This window comes from Klenkia sesuvii (genome assembly GCF_037083825.1).
In the GTDB taxonomy this organism is placed as follows: Bacteria; Actinomycetota; Actinomycetes; order Mycobacteriales; family Geodermatophilaceae; genus Klenkia; species Klenkia sesuvii.
The window spans coordinates 252,377-271,053 of the sequence record NZ_JBAPLU010000002.1 but is presented as its reverse complement, the minus strand read 5'-3'; the positions used below and the strand labels follow the sequence as shown (position 1 = coordinate 271,053).

22 protein-coding genes are annotated in these 18,677 nt (G+C 73.4%); all 22 read right to left on the bottom strand.

The annotated features are described in order from the left end of the window. Positions 1-51: 51 nt before the first annotated feature. The 22 genes from TEK04_RS03215 to TEK04_RS03110 all read right to left on the bottom strand — a co-directional run bounded on the left by TEK04_RS03215 (position 52) and on the right by TEK04_RS03110 (position 18,634). Entirely contained in the window at positions 52-1,236 is a 1,185-nt protein-coding gene (locus TEK04_RS03215) for an EscU/YscU/HrcU family type III secretion system export apparatus switch protein (protein WP_336402867.1), read from the bottom strand. Between the two features lie 4 nt (positions 1,237-1,240). Further along, positions 1,241-2,005, bottom strand: a complete 765-nt coding sequence (gene fliR / locus TEK04_RS03210; protein ID WP_336402866.1) for a flagellar biosynthetic protein FliR — start codon at positions 2,003-2,005, stop codon at positions 1,241-1,243. A 4-nt stretch (positions 2,006-2,009) separates the two neighbouring features. Further along, positions 2,010-2,285, bottom strand: a complete 276-nt coding sequence (gene fliQ, locus TEK04_RS03205) for a flagellar biosynthesis protein FliQ (protein WP_336402865.1) — start codon at positions 2,283-2,285, stop codon at positions 2,010-2,012. Continuing rightward, positions 2,285-3,121: a flagellar type III secretion system pore protein FliP gene (gene fliP, locus TEK04_RS03200; protein ID WP_336402864.1), complete on the bottom strand. Its 837-nt coding sequence runs from the start codon at positions 3,119-3,121 to the stop codon at positions 2,285-2,287. Before fliP ends, fliQ begins: the two co-directional genes overlap by 1 nt. Beyond that, positions 3,121-3,678, bottom strand: coding sequence for a FliO/MopB family protein (locus TEK04_RS03195; RefSeq protein ID WP_336402863.1), 558 nt, complete (start codon positions 3,676-3,678; stop codon positions 3,121-3,123). The genes fliP and TEK04_RS03195 overlap by 1 nt, the downstream gene beginning before the upstream one ends. Beyond that, the gene (gene fliN / locus TEK04_RS03190) at positions 3,675-4,427 is read right to left on the bottom strand and encodes a flagellar motor switch protein FliN (protein WP_336402862.1); all 753 of its coding nucleotides are present in this window, start codon (positions 4,425-4,427) and stop codon (positions 3,675-3,677) included. Before fliN ends, TEK04_RS03195 begins: the two co-directional genes overlap by 4 nt. Beyond that, the gene (locus TEK04_RS03185) at positions 4,424-5,392 is read right to left on the bottom strand and encodes a flagellar motor switch protein FliM (RefSeq protein ID WP_336402861.1); all 969 of its coding nucleotides are present in this window, start codon (positions 5,390-5,392) and stop codon (positions 4,424-4,426) included. Before TEK04_RS03185 ends, fliN begins: the two co-directional genes overlap by 4 nt. A 104-nt stretch (positions 5,393-5,496) precedes the next feature. Then, positions 5,497-5,979 carry a flagellar basal body-associated FliL family protein gene (locus tag TEK04_RS03180; protein ID WP_336402860.1) on the bottom strand — a complete coding sequence of 161 codons (483 nt, stop codon included), beginning with the start codon at positions 5,977-5,979 and terminating at the stop codon, positions 5,497-5,499. Continuing rightward, positions 5,976-6,911: an OmpA/MotB family protein gene (locus tag TEK04_RS03175; RefSeq protein ID WP_336402859.1), complete on the bottom strand. Its 936-nt coding sequence runs from the start codon at positions 6,909-6,911 to the stop codon at positions 5,976-5,978. The genes TEK04_RS03180 and TEK04_RS03175 overlap by 4 nt, the downstream gene beginning before the upstream one ends. Beyond that, positions 6,908-7,687: a motility protein A gene (locus tag TEK04_RS03170; protein ID WP_336402858.1), complete on the bottom strand. Its 780-nt coding sequence runs from the start codon at positions 7,685-7,687 to the stop codon at positions 6,908-6,910. Before TEK04_RS03170 ends, TEK04_RS03175 begins: the two co-directional genes overlap by 4 nt. A gap of 1 nt (position 7,688) precedes the next feature. Beyond that, the gene (locus TEK04_RS03165; protein ID WP_336402857.1) at positions 7,689-8,006 is read right to left on the bottom strand and encodes a flagellar FlbD family protein; all 318 of its coding nucleotides are present in this window, start codon (positions 8,004-8,006) and stop codon (positions 7,689-7,691) included. Between the two features lie 125 nt (positions 8,007-8,131). Then, positions 8,132-9,427: a flagellar hook protein FlgE gene (locus tag TEK04_RS03160; RefSeq protein WP_336402856.1), complete on the bottom strand. Its 1,296-nt coding sequence runs from the start codon at positions 9,425-9,427 to the stop codon at positions 8,132-8,134. Between the two features lie 39 nt (positions 9,428-9,466). Then, entirely contained in the window at positions 9,467-9,895 is a 429-nt protein-coding gene (locus tag TEK04_RS03155; RefSeq protein ID WP_336402855.1) for a flagellar hook assembly protein FlgD, read from the bottom strand. Positions 9,896-9,907: 12 nt separating this feature from the next. Further along, positions 9,908-11,638 carry a flagellar hook-length control protein FliK gene (locus TEK04_RS03150; protein WP_336402854.1) on the bottom strand — a complete coding sequence of 577 codons (1,731 nt, stop codon included), beginning with the start codon at positions 11,636-11,638 and terminating at the stop codon, positions 9,908-9,910. Next, on the bottom strand, positions 11,635-12,597 hold the full coding sequence (locus TEK04_RS03145; RefSeq protein WP_336402853.1) for an NlpC/P60 family protein: 963 nt from the start codon (positions 12,595-12,597) through the stop codon (positions 11,635-11,637). The genes TEK04_RS03150 and TEK04_RS03145 overlap by 4 nt, the downstream gene beginning before the upstream one ends. Next, positions 12,585-13,034 (bottom strand): flagellar FliJ family protein, encoded by a 450-nt coding sequence (locus TEK04_RS03140; RefSeq protein ID WP_336402852.1) that lies wholly within the window; start codon positions 13,032-13,034, stop codon positions 12,585-12,587. The genes TEK04_RS03145 and TEK04_RS03140 overlap by 13 nt, the downstream gene beginning before the upstream one ends. Beyond that, the gene (locus TEK04_RS03135; protein ID WP_336402851.1) at positions 13,031-14,350 is read right to left on the bottom strand and encodes a FliI/YscN family ATPase; all 1,320 of its coding nucleotides are present in this window, start codon (positions 14,348-14,350) and stop codon (positions 13,031-13,033) included. The genes TEK04_RS03140 and TEK04_RS03135 overlap by 4 nt, the downstream gene beginning before the upstream one ends. Continuing rightward, positions 14,347-15,192, bottom strand: a complete 846-nt coding sequence (locus TEK04_RS03130; protein ID WP_336402850.1) for a FliH/SctL family protein — start codon at positions 15,190-15,192, stop codon at positions 14,347-14,349. The genes TEK04_RS03135 and TEK04_RS03130 overlap by 4 nt, the downstream gene beginning before the upstream one ends. Then, entirely contained in the window at positions 15,170-16,252 is a 1,083-nt protein-coding gene (gene fliG / locus TEK04_RS03125; RefSeq protein ID WP_336402849.1) for a flagellar motor switch protein FliG, read from the bottom strand. Before fliG ends, TEK04_RS03130 begins: the two co-directional genes overlap by 23 nt. Further along, positions 16,249-17,817, bottom strand: coding sequence for a flagellar basal-body MS-ring/collar protein FliF (gene fliF, locus TEK04_RS03120; protein ID WP_336402848.1), 1,569 nt, complete (start codon positions 17,815-17,817; stop codon positions 16,249-16,251). Before fliF ends, fliG begins: the two co-directional genes overlap by 4 nt. Then, complete coding sequence (gene fliE, locus TEK04_RS03115) at positions 17,817-18,230, bottom strand: flagellar hook-basal body complex protein FliE (RefSeq protein WP_336402847.1); 414 nt, start codon at positions 18,228-18,230, stop codon at positions 17,817-17,819. Before fliE ends, fliF begins: the two co-directional genes overlap by 1 nt. Continuing rightward, positions 18,227-18,634 carry a flagellar basal body rod protein FlgC gene (locus TEK04_RS03110; RefSeq protein WP_336402846.1) on the bottom strand — a complete coding sequence of 136 codons (408 nt, stop codon included), beginning with the start codon at positions 18,632-18,634 and terminating at the stop codon, positions 18,227-18,229. The genes fliE and TEK04_RS03110 overlap by 4 nt, the downstream gene beginning before the upstream one ends. Between the last annotated feature and the right edge of the window lie 43 nt (positions 18,635-18,677).

Sequence of the window (18,677 nt, the reverse complement as noted above, 5' to 3'; positions counted from 1 at the left end):
GCAGACCCCGGATCGTCCGTGACCAACCGGTCACGGACCGGGGCCCCGGGCTCAGGCGGCGGAGACGCCGTCCACCGCACCCGTGCCGCCACCGGCGACCGGGGTGACCCGGCGCCGGCCGGCGACCGGCAGGCCGGTGGTGTCCGGCGGGGTGAACCCCGGCTGGTGCACTCCGCCCTTGATGCCCTTCATGCCCAGCTGCATGACGAAGGCCAGCACCCGGGCCACGGCGGTGAACAGCTGGGGCGGGATCTCCTGGCCGAGGTCGCAGCTGCCGTGCAGCGCCCGCGCCAGCGGGATGTCGCGCACCTGCGGCACGCCGTGCTCGGCCGCCAGCTCGCGCAGCCGGCGGGCCACCTCGCCCGACCCCTTGGCCACGACCTTCGGCGCGCCGAACGCCGGGGAGTACTTCAGCGCGACGGCCACGTGGGTGGGGTTGGTGAGCAGGACGTCGGCCGTCGCCACGTCGGTCATCATGCGGTTGCGGGCCTGGGCCAGGGCGACGGCCCGGCGGTGACCCTTGACGTGCGGGTCGCCTTCCTGCTGCTTGTGCTCCTGCTTGATCTCGTAGTGGCTCATCTTGAGCTTCTTCATCTGCTGGAACCGCACGACGAAGTAGTCGGCGACGGCCAGCACGAGACCGGTCAGCGCGGCGACCCGGATCATCATGAGCGCCGAGTCGGTGAACACCGAGGCGACCGTCGCCAGCGGCATGGAGCCCGACGAGGCGACCAGACCCCGGACGTCGGACACGGTGAGCAGGATGGCCACGCCGATGGCGATGGTCTTGAGCAAGGCCTTGGTGACCTCCCACAGGCCGTGCCCGCCGAACATGCGCTTGAACCCGGGGAACGGGTTGAGCTTGCTGAACGAGGGCTTGATCGGCTTGCTGGCGAAGACCACGCCGCCCTGCGCGGCTGAGGACAGCACCCCGACGACGAGGATGCCCGCGGCCAGCGGCAGCGACGCGGTGAGGAAGGCCGACAGCGCCTCGCCGAGCAGTCGGTGGATCGACGCGACGTCGGGGGTGCGGGCGACCTGGCCGATCTGCTCGAACAGCTGGCTCGCGCCGTCGAACGACGAGCGGGCCATCATGGGCAGCAGGAAGCTGGCGGCCACTGCGCCCAGCCACGTGCCCAGTTCCTGCGTGCGTGGGATCTGGCCTTCTCCGCGCGCCTTCTTCAGGCGCTGGGGAGTCGGCTTCTCGGTCTTCTCACCACCCGTGGAGTCGGCCACGGCGTCACCCGGCCCGGAAGGACAGCATCGCCCGGGTGGCGGTCTCCAGGAGGGAGTCCAGGGCGGTGGGCAGGAGGGGGAAGGTGAGGCCCAGCATCACCAGCGTCAGCATGATCTTGACCGGGAAGCCGAGCGCGAAGATGTTCATCTGCGGCGACGCGCGCGACACCAGCCCGAGGGCCACGTCGGCCAGCAGCAGCACCGCGACCAGCGGCCCGGCGATCTGCATGGCCGCCAGGAACATCGTCGACATCGCGTGCACGACCACCTGCCCGACCTGGTCGCCCGGGAGCACCGCCCCCAGCGGCAGCCCCTCGTAGGAGGTGAACAGCCCGCGCACCAGCAGCAGGTGGCCGCCGCTGGTGAACAGCAGTGCGGTGGCCAGCAGGTTCTGCAGGCGCCCGATGGTGGAGGCGGTGCTCATCGACAGCGGGTCGTAGGCCGGCTGCAGCGAGAAGCCGCCGGTGACGTCGAGGACGTCACCGGCGAGCTGGACGGCGGCGAAGAACAGCTGGACGACGAAGCCCAGCGCCGCGCCGATGACCACCTCGGTGAGCGCGGTGAGCACCAGGTACCCCGCCGACAGCACGCCCAGCTGGCTCTCGACCTGGTGGAAGACCACCAGCGCCAGGCACACCGACAGCGCACCCTTGACGGTGGCCGGGATGGCCTTGGAGTTGAACGGCGGGGCGAGCAGGACGAACCCGGCGGTGCGCGCGGTGGCCAGCAGCAGGGCTGCGAGGGTGGCCTCGGAGACGTCGAGGTCCACGCGGTCAGCTCCGGCCGAGCAGCGCCGGCAGTGCGTCGAAGAGCTGGTGGGTGAACGAGACGAGCTCGGAGAGCACCCAGTTGCCGGTGATGACCAGGGCGATGGCGACGGCGACGAGCTTGGGCACGAAGGAGAGCGTCTGCTCCTGGATCTGGGTCGCCGCCTGGAACAGCGAGATGGCGAAGCCGACCAGCAGCGCGGTGAGCAGGATCGGGGCCGACACCTTGGCCGCCACGACCATGGTCTGCACCGCGATGTCGGTGATCTGGGCGTCGGACACTAGCCGTAGGTCCCGTAGGAGCCCACCAGTGCGGTGGTGATGAGGGCCCAGCCGTCGACGACGACGAACAGCAGGAGCTTGAACGGCAGCGAGACGATGACCGGCGGCACCATCATCATGCCCATCGCCATCAGCGCGGCGCTGACCAGCATGTCCAGCACCAGGAAGGGGATGAACACGACCAGGCCGATGATGAATGCGCTCTTGAGCTCGCTCAGCACGAACGCCGGCACGAGCGTCAGCATGCTCACGGCCTCGGGGTCGGCGGGCATGTTCTCCCCGCTCAGCCCGACCATGAGCTTGAGCTCGTCGCCGCGGGTGTTGGCCAGCAGGAAGTGCTTGAGCGGTTCGACCCCGGCGTCGTAGGCCTGCCCGACGGAGAGCTGGCCGTCCAGGTAGGGCTGGATGGCCAGGTGGTTGATGTCGGCGATCACCGGCCCCATCACGAAGATGGTGAGGAAGAACGCCAGCCCGGTCAGCACCTGGTTGGGCGGGGAGTTCTGCAGCCCCAGCGCGTTGCGGGTCAGCGACAGCACCACCACGATCTTGGTGAACGAGGTGACCAGCAGCAGCAGCGACGGCGCGATCGACAGCACCGTGATGGCCAGGATCAGCGTGATGGCGCTGGAGGGGCTGTTGCCCCCGATGTTGATGTCCAGGCCGCCGCCGTCGACGACCGGGACGGTGGGGTCGACCGGGGCGGTCGGGTCGTCGACCGCGAGGGCAGCGGTCGCGGTGAGGGCGGTGCCCAGGACGAGGAGGGTCGCGCCGGCGGCGGCGACCACCCCCGCCCGGGTGGCCCAGCGGCCGGCGCGCTCCCGCAGGAGCGCGGTCATCAGCGGCGCACCGTCCGCTCCCGCAGGCCCTCGACCAGCTGCGTCCACGCCGCGCGGTCGAACACCGAGCCGGCGGCGAGCCCACCGGCGACGGGTCGGCCGCCGTGGGTGCCGTGCCCGCGGACGGCGGGGCGGTGGGTGCGGCGGGCACCGGGGACGCCGGGGAGAGCCGGCAGCGAGATCTGGGTGGTGGGGGCGTCGTCGTCCGCCGGGCCGGCGAGCTCGGGGGTGCCGCGGCGGGCGGCGGCGGCCAGGCGCCGGGCCTCCTGGGCGGCCAACCGCTCCTCCTCGGCCTCGGCCAGGACCTCCTCGACCACCTCGGCGTCCATCTCGGCCAGCAGGGTGACGTTCTCCTCGGTGGCGCCGACGACGAGCACCCGGTCGGCGACCCGCAGCACGCTGACGGTGCTGCTGCGACCCATCCGCTGCCGGGCGACGACCTCGATGAGCCCGTTGCCCATGCCCAGCCCACGCTTCTTGGCCACGCGCGCGGCGAACCACAGGACGCCGCCGACGAACGCCAGCGACAGGATCAGCCGGATGACCATCCAGGTCATGCCGAGGCCTGACCCAGTTCGGCGGCCGCGGCGTCGGTGACCACCTCGGTGATCCGCAGCCCGAACTCCTCGTCGACCACGACCACCTCGCCGCGGGCGATGAGGGTGCCGTTGACCAGCAGGTCGGCCGGCGCGCTGGCGGCGCGGTCGAGCTCGACGATCTCGCCGGGGTAGAGCGACAGCAGCTCCTGCACCGTCATGCGGGTGCGGCCGATCTCGACCGTCACCTCCATGGCCACGTTGCGCAGCAGCTCGAGGCTGCCCCGCTGGGTGGCCTGCGGCCGGGGCAGGGTGACCTGCAGGGCGAGGGTGGCCTGGTGCTCGCCCCCGGCCAGCAGCGGGACGGCGAGGAACACGCCCTTGTCGCGCAGCCCGTCGAGGGCGGCCTCGGGTTCCTCCATGCGCTCGCTGGTCACCGTGACCCGGCCCAGCACGCCGGCCGCGGCCTCCAGCGCCGGGCGCATCGCGGCGGCGACGTCGAGCTTGCCGACCGGGGAGTTGGCCAGCGCCTCCACCACCGACCCGGCGACGACCAGGACGACGTCTCCGCTGACCTCGCCCGACAGCCGGGCGGTGATGGCCGCGGGGGAGTCCCCGGGCAGCGGGGCGATGTCGGGGTCGTCGACGGGGGACCCGCAGGACAACGCCGACGGCGCGGGCAGCAGGGCGCCCGCGGCCTCGGCCGCGGAGACCACGGCGGCGGAGATGGTGGCCGCGTCGTCGTTGCGGCCGGCGGTGCTGGTGCTCACTGGGCGTCCCTCGGGCTGCTCGTGGGGGCGGGCGGGGTGGCGACGATCTCGGCGGCCAGCCGCCGGCGGTGGTTGCTGGCGACGGCGTGCGCGAAGACGACGTCGTTGGTGGTGACCTCCAGCGGGCTGTCCCGCGGGTGCCGCAGCAGCAGGACGTCGCCGACGGCCAGCGACAGCAGGTCGGCGCTGGGCACGGTGATCGGTCGGAAGCGCGCGTTGACCTCGACCGGGACGGCGCCGAGCCGGTCGGAGAGGGCGTCGGTGGCCTGCTGGCGTTCGCGGAGGGCCTGCGCCGACAGCTGCGGCGACGTCGCCCCGTGCAGCGCGGGCGCGAACGGCGCGAACGGCAGCATGAGGGTGGCCTCGGTCTCGCGCTCGCCGAGGGTCAGGGAGAAGGAGCTCACCACGACGGTCTCGGAGCTGACCGCGAGCTGGGCGAGCTGGGGCTGGTACTCGAACCCCTCGAGGCCGAAGTCCAGCCGCACGATGGGGCGCAGCGCCGTGCCCAGTTCGTAGAGCACCCGCTCGACGGGGTACTTGGCCAGCCGGGTCTCCATGCCCGTCATCGGGCGCTGCGGCTGCTCGGCCGCGCCGGACCCGCCGAGCAGGAGGTCGATCATCGCCATGGCGACGTCCATGGACCAGGTCATGAGGCCGCGCCCGCGGAGGGGCTCGAAGGAGATGACCGACATGAACACCGGGTTGTCCAGGTGCGCGATGTAGTCGTCGTAGGCGAACTGGTCGATGCCGCCGAGCTCCACCTTGACCTCGGTGCGCAGCACCTGCGTGAGGTTGTTGGCGGTCTGCCGGGCGAAGGACTCCAGGAGGTTCTGCAGCACCCGCACGTGGTCGCGGGACAGCTTGGTGGGCCGCCGGAAGTCGTAGCTGCGGGGTTCGCCGCGGCGGCGCCGGGACGCCATGAACGCCGCCCCGCGCGCGGCGGGGACGGCGTCGGCGAGGGTCACGCCTCCCTCATCGGCGGTCCGGCACGGGATGGTGACCGTCTGGAACGGCCCCCTCGCAGGGCCCCGGGATGCGCGAAGCGCATCCCGGGGGGCGAGGGGGTCCTTTATTGGGTGACGTAGGAGGTGTAGTAGATGCCCATCACGACGTGCCCGGCCTCCTCGGTGTTGTAGGCCTCCTCGATGCGCTTCTCGAGCTCGGCCTTCATCGCGTCGCGGTTGCCGGTGACGTCGGTGGGCTGGGCCTCGGAGAACATGTCGATGACGATGTCGGTGGCCTTGGCGGTACCGGGGGCGGTCTCGCCGGCCTCCTCGGTGAGCTGCAGGGTGACCCCGATCTTGAGGTAGCCCCCGCCCGCGAGGTTGATGGTCACGGCGTCCATCGGGAGCTCGATGCCGGGCACCGGCGCGGGCTCGGCCTCCTCGCCGTCGCCGGAGAACACGAAGAACCAGAGCCCGGCGCCGATGGCGACCAGCGCGACGACGGCGATGACGACCAGCTTGAGCTTGCCGCCCTTCTTCTCCTCGACGTCCTCGGCGGCGTCCTTGCCCTTGGCGGCGGCCGGACGTTCCTTGGTGGGTGCGCTCACGGGGTGGTCTCCTCGGGTGTGGTGGCCGCGGCTTGCGACGCGAGCCCGGGCAGCAGGGCACTGGCCTCGGCGGAGGCGGTGGACAGGACGACGATGTCGACCCGGCGGTTGACCGACACCGACGCCGGGTCGGAGTCGGGCAGCAGGGGCTGGGTGGCGGCGAAGCCGGAGGCCTCCATGCGGGTCTGGTCGAGGCCGTCGGTCTCGACCAGGTAGCGCAGCACGGTGGTGGCGCGGGCGGTCGACAGCTCCCAGTTCGAGGCGTAGGTGCCGCCGGGGGTGACCGGCAGCGAGTTGGTGTGCCCCTCGATCTTGAGCCGGTTGGGCAGGGCGGCGAGCGTGGGCGCCAGGGCGTCGAGCACGCTCTTGCCCTCCCCGCGCAGCGCGGCCTCCTCGGGGCCGAACAGCACCTGGTCGGCGACGACGTGCACGACCAGGCCCTCCTCGGTCACCTGGTAGGTGGCCGCGGCGGCGTCGCCGGCGGCGGTGAGCGCGGCGGTGATGGCCGCCTGCGCCGCGGTCAGCTGGTCGTACTGCGCCTGCGCCTCGGCCTGGGTCTCGGCGGACTGCTGCGCGAGGGCGGCCGCCCGGGCGGCGTCCATGGTGGTGCCGTCGACCTTCTGGGTGGGGTCGGTCTGGTTGTCGACCTGCATCGGCGAGTTCAGCTCGTCGAGCACGCTGGCCTGCGCGGTGACCGACCCGTCGACGATGATCGAGGTGGGGGCGCCGAAGCTCTCGGACAGGCCCTCGGCGAACGCCGCGAACTTGAGCTGGTCGACCTGGCTGATCGAGTAGAGCACGATGAACACCGCGGTCAGCAGCGTCATCATGTCGGCGAAGGACACCAGCCACCGTTCGTGGTTCTCGTGCTCCTCCTCCTCGTGCTCCTCGTGCCGGCGGCGGCCCTTGCCGCCGCTGTCGTGCTTGCTCACGCCGCAGCCTTGGCCATGGCCGCGGCCTCGCTGGGCGGCACGAGGGAGGTCAACTTCTGCCGCACGGTGCGCGGGCTGGTGCCGGCCTGGATCTCGGAGATGCCCTCGACGAGCAGCTTCATCTGGGCGGCCTGCAGGTCGCTCGTGCGGGTGATCTTGGCGCCGGCGGGCAGCCAGAAGATGTTGGCCGACAGCACGCCCCACAAGGTCGCGACGAACGCGGCGGCGATGAGGTGGCCGAGCTTGTCGGGCTGGTTGAGGTTCTCCAGCACGTGGATGAGCCCGATGACGGTGCCGATGATGCCGATGGTCGGGGCGTAGCCGCCCATGCCGGTGAAGAACTTGGCGGCGACCTTGTCCTCGGCCTTCTTGGCCGAGATCTCGGCCTCGAGCACGGCGCGGAGGTCCTCGGGATCGGTGCCGTCGACGGCCATCTGCAGGCCGCGCTGGAGGAAGGGGTCCTGGATGTCCTTGATGGGGCCCTCGAGGGCGAGCAGGCCCTCCTTGCGGGCCTTCTCGGCGAGGGTCACCAGGTCCTGGATCTTCTCGGCGGCCGGGGGCACCGCCGCGGGCATGAAGCCCATCTTCATCCAGCCGCCGATCTTCTTGACGTCGGCCATGGTCGAGCCGGCGACGGCGGCACCGAAAGTGCCGACGAACACCAGGATGATCGGGGGGAGCAGGATGATCGCCATCGGCGACGACCCCTCGAGGATCATCGAGACCAGGATGGCCACCATGGCCACGCCGACGCCGATCAGGGTTGCCGGGTCCATGTCAGCGCTCCTCACGGTGGGGGAAGGGCAGGACGGCGTGGTCGCCGTCCTCGGTGGGGTCGACGTCTGCGTCGTCGGCGGTGACCACGGAGACCAGGGGGCGGGGGTGGGTCCCGCGGTCCATCGCGTAGGCGGTGGCCAGCACGTCGGCGCGGCAGTCGCGGATGGCGGCCAGCACCTCCGGGAGGCTCTCCCGGACCAGGAAGCGCACGTTGCCGTCGGTGAGCGAGATGACCGTGTCGGGGTGTGCCTCGACCCGCTCGATCAGATCGGGGTTGAGCGCGAAGGGCTCCCCGTTCAGGCGGGTCAGGCAGATCACCGGTGTCTCCAGGTCGTCGTGGGGGGTGGCGCACACATGTCTTCGGCGCGCCGGGTGGGTCTCTGAAGGGCAACGGCCCGGTCACCCCGATGGGGTGACCGGGCCGCCTACCGGTTGACCCCGGGTCAGCGCTTGAGGTTGACCAGGTCCTGCAGCAGCTCGTCGGAGGCGGTGATCACCTTGCTGTTGGCCTGGAAGCCGCGCTGGGCGATGATCAGCCCGGTGAACTCCTCGGAGAGGTCCACGTTGCTCATCTCCAGGGCGCCCGAGGTGAGCGTGCCCAGCGAGCCGGTGCCGGCGGCGCCGATGAGCGCCACACCGGAGTTGTCGCCGATGGCGTAGCTGGTGTTGCCCATGTTGATCAGGCCCGAGGGGTTGTCGAACGTGGCCAGGGCCAGCTTGCCGATCGCCCGGCGCTCGTTGTTGGTGTAGACGCCGGTGATGGTGCCGTCCTCGGACAGCGAGAAGCTGGACAGCGAGCCCGCGGTGTAGCCGTCCTGGTCGACGGCGGAGATCGCGGTGCCGGCGGCCTGCGCGGTGACCTGGGCGAAGTCGAACGTGACACCACCCGTGTCACCCCAGCCCGTCACGTTGAGGGTGTTGCCCGGCAGGTAGGTGCTGGCCGGGGTTGCCGTGGTCGCGCCCTCGGCCGTGAACACCGGGACCTTGCCGGCGGCGAACTTGACGCCGTAGGTCTCCGGCGCGGGCGTGGGCGAGTTGTCCTCGTTGCTGACCTTCAGGACCCAGTAGCTGTCGCCGGTGGCGGGGTCGGCCGACTGCTGCGTCCAGGTCAGGTTGAGCCGCTGCTCGGTGCCGGCAGCGTTGTAGACGGTGGACTTCGCGACGATGACGTTGGGCGGCGTCGAGGTGGCGGTGGCACCCGGCGACACGAGCACGTTGCGGCTCATGGTGACCTGGGTGGTCGCCCGCGGCGGGAGCGCTGCGCCGTACTGCACCTGGAGGTCCTCCATGGTGCCGCCGGTGTCGATCCTGCCGGTGTCGTCGGCCATCCAGCCCTGCACCCGGTTGCCGTCGGCGGTGATCAGCTTGCCTGCGCCGTCGAAGGTGAACGACCCGGCGCGGGTGTACAGCTGCTGCCCGCCGCTCTTGGTGACGAAGAAGCCGTCGCCCTGGATCATGAAGTCCAGCGCGCGGCCGGTGTTCTGGGTCTTGCCCTGGCCGAAGTCGGTGGTGATGGCGGCGAGCTTGACGCCGAGGCCGACCTGCGCGGGGTTGGTGCCGCCCTCGGTGTCGTCGGGGCCGCGGCCGGTGCGCAGCACCTGGGTGAGGGTGGTCTCGAAGACGGTGTTCTGGGTCTTGAAGCCGACGGTGTTCACGTTCGCGATGTTGTTCGCGACGGTGTCCATCTTGGTCTGGTGGGCGCGCAGGCCGGAGATGGCCGAGAACATCGAACGCAGCACGGGGACTCCTGGGGTGGGGGTGGGCGGGGGAGCGCCGGGTCAGGCGGAGAAGGCGGTGATGCGGCCGACGGCGACCGTCTGGCCGTCGATGACGGCGGTGGCCTCGGTCGTGTCGTTGCCGAGGATCACCGAGCTCACGCGGCCGGTGGCGGCGAGACCGTCCGTCCCCACGTAGGTGGCCGTCTTGCCGACCAGGGCACCCGCGTTGGAGGCGCGCTGCATGGCCAGCATGGTGTCGTTCTGGGTGGTGAGCTTCTGCAGCGCCTCGACCTGGGAGTAGGTCGCGGTCTGGGTGACCAGGGCGCTGGAGTCGGTGGGGGCCTGCGGGTCCTGGTACTTCATCTGGGCCACCAGGAGCTTGAGGAACGTGTCCTTGTCCATCCCGGTGCTGCCCACCGAGGTGGTGGCCGCGCTCTGCGCGGCGGCCGCGATCGATGTCACGGTCCCGGTCGTCCCGACGACGGTCATGGGTCCTCCTGCTCAGACACGGACGTCGACGCCGGTCGACGTCGCGCCGCCACGGGTGTGGCGGGTGGTGCTCGTGGTGTCCCCGATGTCATCGGCAGTCGGCGAACCGGTCGGTACCTGCCCCCAGCGGGTGGTGGGCGCCGACCGGGGGTCCCCGCCCTGCGACCAGCCCGAACCGCCCGCGGTGGCCCCGGCGTCGGCGGACACCTGGGCGTCGGTGAGGGTCAATCCGGCCGCCGCCAGTTCGCGGCGGAGCTCGGGGACGGCGTCGGCGAGGACGGCCCGGCTGCCCTCGTGCCCGGCCGCGAGCGAGACCGACACCTGGTCACCGGAGACGGTCAGGTGCACGTGCACCTCACCCAGGGACTCCGGGGCGAGCACGACGGTCACCGTGTGGTTGCCGTCGACGCTGGCCAGCGAGGTGATCTGAGGGGTCAGCTGCGCGGCCACGGGGGGATCGGCCGGGGCCGGGGTCGGGGTCACCGGGCCGGTCGGGGTCACCGGGGCGGCCGGGGCCGGCTGGCCGGGCACCGCGGCCGGGGGGACGCCATCCGGTGCGGTGTCCACCGGCGCACCCTCGGGGGGTGCTCCCGGCCCGGACGGTTCGGCGGCCGACGTCGCCGCGGCGAACCCGGTGGTGGCAGCGGTGCCGGAGACGGGCACCGGGTCGGGCCCGGCCGGGTCGACCGGCCGGGCGCCGGCCGCGGTGGGCGCGGCGGTGGGCCCGGTGGCGGGTTCGGTGGTGGGTCCGTCGGCGACCCCGGGCCCGGTGGTGGTGGGTCCGGCGGCGGTCGGTGCTGCACCCACGGGGACGGCGTCGGACGGCTCGGCGGTGCGGCCCGGGGGTGCCGTGGTGCCGGCGCCGGGCTGCACGCCGGCGCCCGCGGCCGGGACGGGTGCACCGGGCCCGGGGTCGCCGGTGGGCGTGGCCGGCACGGCGGCCAGGGGTGACGCGGCCACGGATGACGCGGCCACGGGTGACGGGACGCCCGACGCACGGACCCCGCCCGCAGCGGGTGAGCCGGACGGCGGGCGTCCGGCGGCCACGGCGACCGGCACGACCTGGGGCGGCACGGCAGCCCCAGTGGGCGCCGGGGCGGGGACGGCACCGGGCTCGGCCGGGACGGGTGCCGCCGTCGACCCGGTGGTGCCCGCGGCCGCCGGGGGCGGGGCGGCCGGGGCAGGGTGCCCGGCGCGCACCGGGACAGCCGGGCGGTCGCCGGTCGGGGCGCCCGGCGACGGGGTGGACGGGGACGGGGTGGGCGGGGCCAGCGGGTCCGCCGCGCTCGGTGTCGAGGCCGTCGAGGCCGCGGCGATCCGGTCCGGGGCGGTCGAGTCGGTGCCGACGGAGGAGCCGGCCGGGGCGACCGGGAGGGCCGGACCGGTGGTCGCCGGGGCAGCCGAGGGGCCGGTGACGCCTGCCACGCCCGCAGGGCTGGTCCCGGTCGGGGCGGTCGCCGTGGCCAGGGCCGCCGTCCCGAGGGCGAGCAGGAACCAGGCCGGCGGGGTGACCATCGCCGGGTCGGACGCGGCCACGGCCGTGTCGGCCGACGCGGCGGAGCTGTCGGCGGAGGTGTCGGCGTCCGCGTCCGGCTGGTCGGCCGGGCGTCCGCGCTGCGCGGTGACCTCGCTCCGGAGCAGGCCGGCGAAGGCCGCCGCCCCCTCGGGATCGGCCGCGGACCCGGTCGTGGCGGGACCGGCGGGCGCGGGCGCGACCGACGCGGCGCCGAGGGCGGCGGTCACGCGTACGCCGCCGCAGCTGCGGTGACCTTGCGGACGTAGGCCTGGGTCTCGGCGTACGGCGGGATGCCGCCGGCGTTGGTGACGGCGGTGGGCCCGGCGTTGTAGGCGGCCAGCGCCAGGTCGGTGGACCCGAACTGGCGGGTCAGCTGCGCCAGGTACTTCGCGGCGCCGTCGACGGCGGAGGCGGGGTCCATCGGCCGGACACCGAGGCCGGCCGCCGTGGCCGGCATGAACTGCATGAGGCCCTGGGCCCCGGCGGGGCTGACGGCGGCCGGGTCGAAGCCGGACTCGACCTTCGCCACGCCGGCCAGCAGCGAGGCCGGGACGCCGTGCTTGGCCGCGGCGGCGGTGAACAGGTCGCTGTAGGGGACCCCTGACAGCGAGCCCGCGGCCGCCGAGCCGGTCGCGGCGGTGCTGGTGGGCAGCACCCGGCGGATGACGGTGGGGTTGCCGACGTCCTGGACCTTCACGACGTCGCCCTCCTGCGGTGCGGCGATCATCTTCCCGTTCCCGAGGTAGATGCCCACGTGGTCGATGCCGGCGCGGGCCGAGCTGTTGTCGAAGAAGACGAGGTCGCCCGGGCGGGCGTCGGCCAGCCCCGCGACGGCGGTGCCGGCGGTGGCCTGCTGGCTGGAGGTGCGCGGGATGGTGATGCCCAGGTCGGCGTAGACCCGCTGGGTGAACCCCGAGCAGTCCAGCCCCCTGGCCGGGTCGGTGCCGCCCCACAGGTAGGGCACGCCCAGGTAGTTCTGCGCGGCCCGGACGACGGCGGTCTCGGCGGTGGTGCCGGCCGCGGTGGTGGCGGTGGTGGCCGACGCGGCCGTGGTGCTGCCCGCGCCCAGGAGCCCGGCGGCCGAGGCGGCGGACAGCCAGGCGGCGTTCGGGGTGCGGCCGGAGAAGGTCGCCATGCGGCTCTGGATCTCCGAGATGCGGCTCTGGACGGCGGTCAGTCCCTCCACGCGTCCTCCTCCCTGCGGCTCGTGCGGTACCGGCCGGTGACGACGTCGTCGGCGGCGCGCTCCTCGGCGGCCAGCTCGGCGCGGGCCGCGGCCAGCCGGTGGCGTTCGGCCAGCCGCTCCAGGGCCTTGGTGGCCTGGGCGGCGGCGGTCCAGCCGGCGCGCACCGCCTCGGCCTGCTCGGCGGTGGCCCGGGCGGTGGCCCGGGCATCCACCTCATCGGCGGCCAGGGCGCGCAACCCGACCATGGTCGCCACGAACGTCGCGCCGTCCAGCTGCCGCGGCACGGACGCCGCCCCCAGCGCCGCGGCCACGTCGGCGGCCTGCTGCTCGTGCCTGGCCGCAGCAGCCGCCGCCTGCGCCGCCGCGAGCGCGGCCGAGCGCTCCTGCGCCCGGCGCAGCTCGAGCACCGGTTGGAGGCGGAACCCGGCCTTCTTCACGAACCGGCCACGATGCGGTGCAGCTGCTCCCACGCGTCGTCGGGCGAGGTGGTGTCCTCGACGGATTGCCGCAAGAAGCCGGTGAGCTGCGGTTCGAGCACGCGGGCGCGGTCGACCAGGGGGTCGCTGCCCTCGGTGTAGGCGCCGATCTCGATGAGCTCGCGGGCGTCGCGCAGCGCCCCGAGCAGCCGGCGGGCCTCCCGGGCATCGGCCATGCGGTGCGGGGCGGTGACCGCCGACGCGACGCGGGAGATCGACTCCAGCACGTCGATGGCCGGGAAGTGACCGGCGGTGGCCATCTGCCGGGTGAGCACGACGTGCCCGTCCAGGATGGAGCGGGCGGTGTCGGCGATCGGCTCGTTGTGGTCGTCGCCCTCGACCAGCACCGTGTACAGGCCGGTGATGGAGCCGACCGCGCCGGTGCCCGCCTTCTCCAGCAGCTTGGGCATCATCGCGAAGACGCTCGGCGGGTAGCCGCGGGTGGCGGGGGGCTCGCCGGCCGAGAGACCCACCTCGCGCTGGGCCATCGCGGTGCGGGTGATCGAGTCCATGAGCAGCAGCACGTCCCGGCCCTGGTCGCGGAACTCCTCGGCGATGCGGGTGGCGACGAAGGCCGCGCGCAGCCGGACCAGCGGGGGCTCGTCGGAGGTGGCGACCACGACCACGGTGTTGGCCATGCCCTCGCTGCCCAGGTTCTCCTCGAGGAACTCGCGGACCTCGCGACCACGCTCGCCGATCAGCCCGATGACGCGGACGTCGGCGTCGGTGCCCCGGGTGATCTGGGCCAGCAGCGTCGACTTGCCGACGCCGGAGCCGGCGAAGATGCCCAGTCGCTGCCCGCGGCCGGCCGGCACGAGGGTGTCCAGCGCCCGGACGCCGAAGGACAGCGGGTGCTGCACCCGGGTGCGGGCCAGCGCGTGCGGGGTCTGCGTGGCCAGGTCGACCCAGCGGGCCCGGCCGGCCAGCGGCGGGCCGCCGTCCACCGGACGACCCAGCCCGTCGAGCACCCGGCCGAGCAGCGCCGGCCCCACGGGCACCTGCAGGGGGCGCCCGGTGGGGCGGACCCGCGACCCGACGTGCACCCCGGTCATCTCGCCCAGCGGCATGCAGGTGAGCCGGTCGCGGTGCAGCGCCACCACCTCGGCCCGCAGCGGGTCCACCCGGCGGGCGGCGTCCCCGCCGATCTCGACGATGTCGCCGACCGCGGCCGTCACGCCGTCGACGGAGATGGTCAGGCCCATCGCGCCGGTGACGGTGCCGGTGCAGAGGGGCCGCGCGGCCGCGCGGGCCCGCTCGAGGACGTCGGCGACGCTCATGCCCCGAGCACGTCCCGGACCCGCTGCAGCGCCGGGCCGATCTGGGCGTCGACCCGGTGCACCCCGGTCTCGGCGACCGCGCCGGCCGGTTCGACCGACGGGTCGCCGACCACCCGCACCGAGCTGGGCAGCCCGGCCAGCACGGGGGCGGCGATGCGGTCGAGGTCGTCGGGGTGCAGCCGCACGACGGTGGGCCCGTCCTCGGGGGACAGCGCGAGGGCCCGGCGCAGGGCGTCGGTCCCGGGCTCGGTCGCGACGGCCAGCTCGCGGCCGAGGACCTCCTCGACGAGGGTGAGGGTGGCCCCGAGCACGAGCTGGTCGAAGGTCTCCCCGCCCACCGGCGGGGTGGCGTCGACCTGCGCGCAGGCGGCGGTGAGCGCGGCCACGGTGGCCGCGATCCGGGACTCCCAGCGCTGCTGCACCGCCAGCAGCCGAGCGGCGGCCTCGGCCTCGACCCGCGCGACCGCGCCGGCGGCCTCGGCGAGCCCCTCGGCGTGCCCGGCGGCCCACCCCTGCTCGCGGGCCTGCTCGCGCAGCCGGGTCAGCTCGCCGGCGTAGACCTCCTCCAGCCGCGGCGCCGGACGGTCCCCGGCCCGGCGGCCGGCGCGCTCGGTGGAGCGCCGGTCGGCGACGAAGGGCACGACGTCGGCCGCGGCCTCCCCGCGCAGCACGGCCGACGGGGCGTCGACCGCCGCGCCCACCCGGGACAGCACCGGCCGCTCGACCCTGGTCGGGGCCTCGCGGGTGGTGCGGGCCGGGCCGGCGGTGCGGTCCCAGGCCACGGCGCGGGCGGCCGAGGCCCCCCGCAGGACGGCTCCCTCAGGCGATGAGATCGTCGTCACCCCCTCGGTCGATCACGATCTGGCCGGACTCCTCCATCGTGCGCAGCACGGCGACCACCCGGGCCTGGGCCTCGCCGACGGCGGCCGCCCGGACCGGGCCGAGCAGCTCGATCTCGTCGGTGAGGTCGAGGGCCGCGCGCTCGGAGAGGTTGCGCATGACCTTGTCGCGGACGTCGTCGCGGACGCCCTTGAGGGCCGCGGCGAGGTCGGCCGGGGAGACCTCGCGGAGCACCAGCTGCATGGACCGGTCGTCGACGATGACGATGTCCTCGAAGACGAACATCTGCGAGCGGACCTTCTCGGCCAGCTCCGGGTCGGTGCTGGCCAGCGCTTCCAGGATCGACTTCTCGGTCGGCCGCGACGCCCGGTTGATGATCTCGACCAGGGTCTCGACGCCGCCGGCGGCCGGCAGGTCGGGGGAGGACAGCAGCGAGCCCATCCGGCGCCCGATCTCGTCCTCGACGAGCCGCACGACCTCGGGGGTGGTGCGGTCCATCATCGCGATGCGCAGGGCCACGTCGGCCTGCCGCGCGGGCTCCAGCCGGCTCATCAGCTCCGCCGACTGCGGGGCCGGGAGGTGGGCCAGCACCAACGCGATGATCTGCGGGTGCTCCTCGCGCACGAACGACATGAGCTGGCGGGTGTCGGCGTTGCGCAGCGAGGTGAACGGCGGCTCCTCGTACACCGCCTGCAACCGGCCCAGCACGGCCGCGGCCTCGGCGTCACCCAGGCCGGCGGTGAGCGCCTGGCGGGCGAACTCGATGCCCCCCGAGCCCAGCATGGGGGCGTTGACCATGCGGTCGTGGAACTCGTAGAGGACGTCCTCGATGTCGGCGGGCTCCACGTTCTTCAGGCGCATGAGCTCGCCGGTGAGGGCGTCGATCTCCTCGGGGGAGAGCTGGGCCATGACCGCGCCCGCTTCCTCCCGGGTCATCTGCGCGAGGAAGAGGGCAGCCTTGCGCAGTCCGGAGAGGTCGCGTCGGGGCAGGCGGACGGGAGCCAGGTCGGGGTCGACCCCTGGCTCCAGCCCCACCAGCTGCTCGACGGACGCGAGGGTCATGTCCGGCTCTCGGCCAACCAGCCGCGCAGGGTCGACGCCACGGCGTCGGGCTGCGTCTCGATCATGGACGTGATCTCACCGCGCAGGCGCTGGCGCTCCATGGCCTCGATGGCTGCGGAGGTGCGCGCCTGCAGGCCCGCGTCGCGGGTGCTGGCGACCTGCAGGGCCTCGACGTCGTCGTAGTCGCCCTCGAACTCCTCGTAGTCCTCGTCCAGGTCGCCCGTGCGCTTGCGGTTCTTCAGCCAGACCAGCAGGACGACGAGCAGCAGGCCACCCACGACCGCGCCGGTCTTGACCATCGACCACATCCGGGCGCTGGCCTCGGCCTCCTGCGCGGCGGCGATGCCGGCCTGGGCGGCGTCGGCGGCAGCGGTGCTGAAGGCCATGGAGGCCACGGTGATGGTGTCGCCGCGGGCCGGGTCCAGGGAGACGGCCTGGCTGACCAGGTCCTGGATCGTGCCCGGGACGGCGGTGACGCCGTCGGCGGTGTTCAGGGCGACGGCCACGGTGAGCCGCTGGACCTTGCCCGGCGCCGCCACGGTGTTCTCGACGGTGGTGTTGATCGGGTTGTTCGTCGTCGTCGAGTTCTTGTTGTAGCTGCCGTTTCCGCCCGTGGTGGTCCCGGAGGTGCCATCGGTGCCGAGCACGCCGCTGGCCCCGTTGCCGGTGCCGGTGTAGGTCTCGGTGCTCGACTGCTCCGACGTCGCGGGGATGGCCGCCGGGTAGGAGTAGGTCGTCGAGGTGCTCTGGCTCTGGTCGAAGTCCATCGTGGCCGCGACCGTGACGATCGCGTTGCCCGGCCCGAGCACGCGGTCCAGCAGCTGCTGGGCGTTGTTCTGCAGCGTGTTCTGGAAGGTCGTGGTGGCGTCGGCCTGGCCGGTCGTGCCCGAGCCGCCCGTGGTCGACAGCACGCGGCCGGTGGTGTCGCTGACCGACACGTCGGCCGGCTTCATCCCGGCGATGCTGCCCGAGACCAGGTTGACCACGGTCTGCACCTGCTCGCCCGAGAGCTCGGTGCCCGGGGAGAGGGCCAGCAGCACCGAGGCGGTGGGGTTGCTGGTGTCGGTGACGAACACCTCGTCCTTGGGCATGGCGATGTGCACGGCGGCGGTCTGCACGCCCTTCATCGTCTGGAGGGTGTTGTTGAGCTCGCCCTCGAGCGCCCGCTGGTAGGTGGTCTGCTGCTCGAACTCGCTGGTGGTGATGCCCTGCCGGTCCAGCAGCGCGTAGCCGGAGCTGCTGCCCGCCTGCGGGGTGAGCCCCTTGCCGGCGATGGTCAGGCGGAGGCTGTTGACCTGGTCCTTGGGCACGAGGACGGTGCCGGTGCCCTGCAGCTGGTAGTCCACGCCCTCGGCGGCGAGCTCCTCGGTGATCGCTGCGGCGTCGGTCGCGGACAGGTTGGAGAACAGCGGCTGGTAGGTCGGCGTGGTCACCCACCGCACGAAGAAGAACGCGCCGAAGGCCAAGACAAGCACGAGGACGCCGGCCACCGCCTTCTGCTGGGCGGTCATGGTGGCCAGCGTGGTGCGCAGCCGGTCGAGGGGACCGGCGAGGGCGGCGGGCATCAGACCGGCATCCGCATGATGTCGTTGAACGCCTCGACGGCCTTGTTCTTGAGGGTGACGACGGCGGTGGTGGCCAGCTTGGCCTCCGACGCGGCGATCATGTAGTCGTGCACGTCCTGCAGGTCGCCGGTGGCGGCCTGCTTCGCGTAGCCGTCGGCGGTGCTCTGCAGACCCTGCAGCCGGCCGATCGAGCCCGTGAGCAGGTCGGCGAAGGTGCTGCCGTCGGCGGTGCGGGCCACCTGGCCGACGGGCTGCCCGCCGACCGCGCCCACGGTGCCGGTCGAGGAGATCCCCCCGAGGAGCATGCCGCTGATGTCGCCGGCGGGGATCGAGTTGCTGACCCCGTTGTTGCGGTAGCCGGAGCTGACCCCGACGCCGTAGCCGGTGGTCAGGGCGAGCGGGTTGACGGTCACAGGTTCTTCCCGAGCGAGAGGGCCGCCTGGTAGGCGTCGGTGGCGCGCGAGATCGCGCTGATGTTGGCCTGGTAGCCGCGCTGGGCGATGAGCATGTTGGTCATCTGGGTGCCCAGGTCGATGTCGGGCAGCCGCACGTAGCCCTCGTCGTCGGCCAGCGGGTTGTCGGGGGAGTAGACGAGCTTGCCCTCACCGCTGCCGAACGCGGCGCCGGCCACGCGCACCCCGCCGGTGCCCGAGCCGTAGTCGTTGGCCTGGGCCACGATGAACCGCTCCTTGAACGCCTCCTGGTCCGGGGCCGCCGCGGTGTTGATGTTGGCGACGTTGTCGGACACGGCGTCGAGGAACTTGCGGTGCAGCGTCATGCCCGACCCGGCGATCCGGAGGGCGTCGAACGCGCTCATCGGATCTCCTCGCTGGCGCTCGTCGAACCGACGAGCAAGGCTG

Excerpts from the sequence above, each read along its gene's own strand:
- TEK04_RS03155 (WP_336402855.1), bottom strand. The coding sequence starts at position 9,895 with ATGACCGTCGTCGGGACGACCGGGACCGTGACATCGATCGCGGCCGCC.
- fliP (WP_336402864.1), bottom strand. The coding sequence starts at position 3,121 with ATGACCGCGCTCCTGCGGGAGCGCGCCGGCCGCTGGGCCACCCGGGCG.
- TEK04_RS03170 (WP_336402858.1), bottom strand. The coding sequence starts at position 7,687 with ATGGACCCGGCAACCCTGATCGGCGTCGGCGTGGCCATGGTGGCCATC.
- fliF (WP_336402848.1), bottom strand. The coding sequence starts at position 17,817 with ATGCCCGCCGCCCTCGCCGGTCCCCTCGACCGGCTGCGCACCACGCTG.
- TEK04_RS03135 (WP_336402851.1), bottom strand. The coding sequence starts at position 14,350 with ATGAGCGTCGCCGACGTCCTCGAGCGGGCCCGCGCGGCCGCGCGGCCC.
- fliG (WP_336402849.1), bottom strand. The coding sequence starts at position 16,252 with ATGACCCTCGCGTCCGTCGAGCAGCTGGTGGGGCTGGAGCCAGGGGTC.
- TEK04_RS03110 (WP_336402846.1), bottom strand. The coding sequence starts at position 18,634 with ATGAGCGCGTTCGACGCCCTCCGGATCGCCGGGTCGGGCATGACGCTG.
- TEK04_RS03195 (WP_336402863.1), bottom strand. The coding sequence starts at position 3,678 with ATGACCTGGATGGTCATCCGGCTGATCCTGTCGCTGGCGTTCGTCGGC.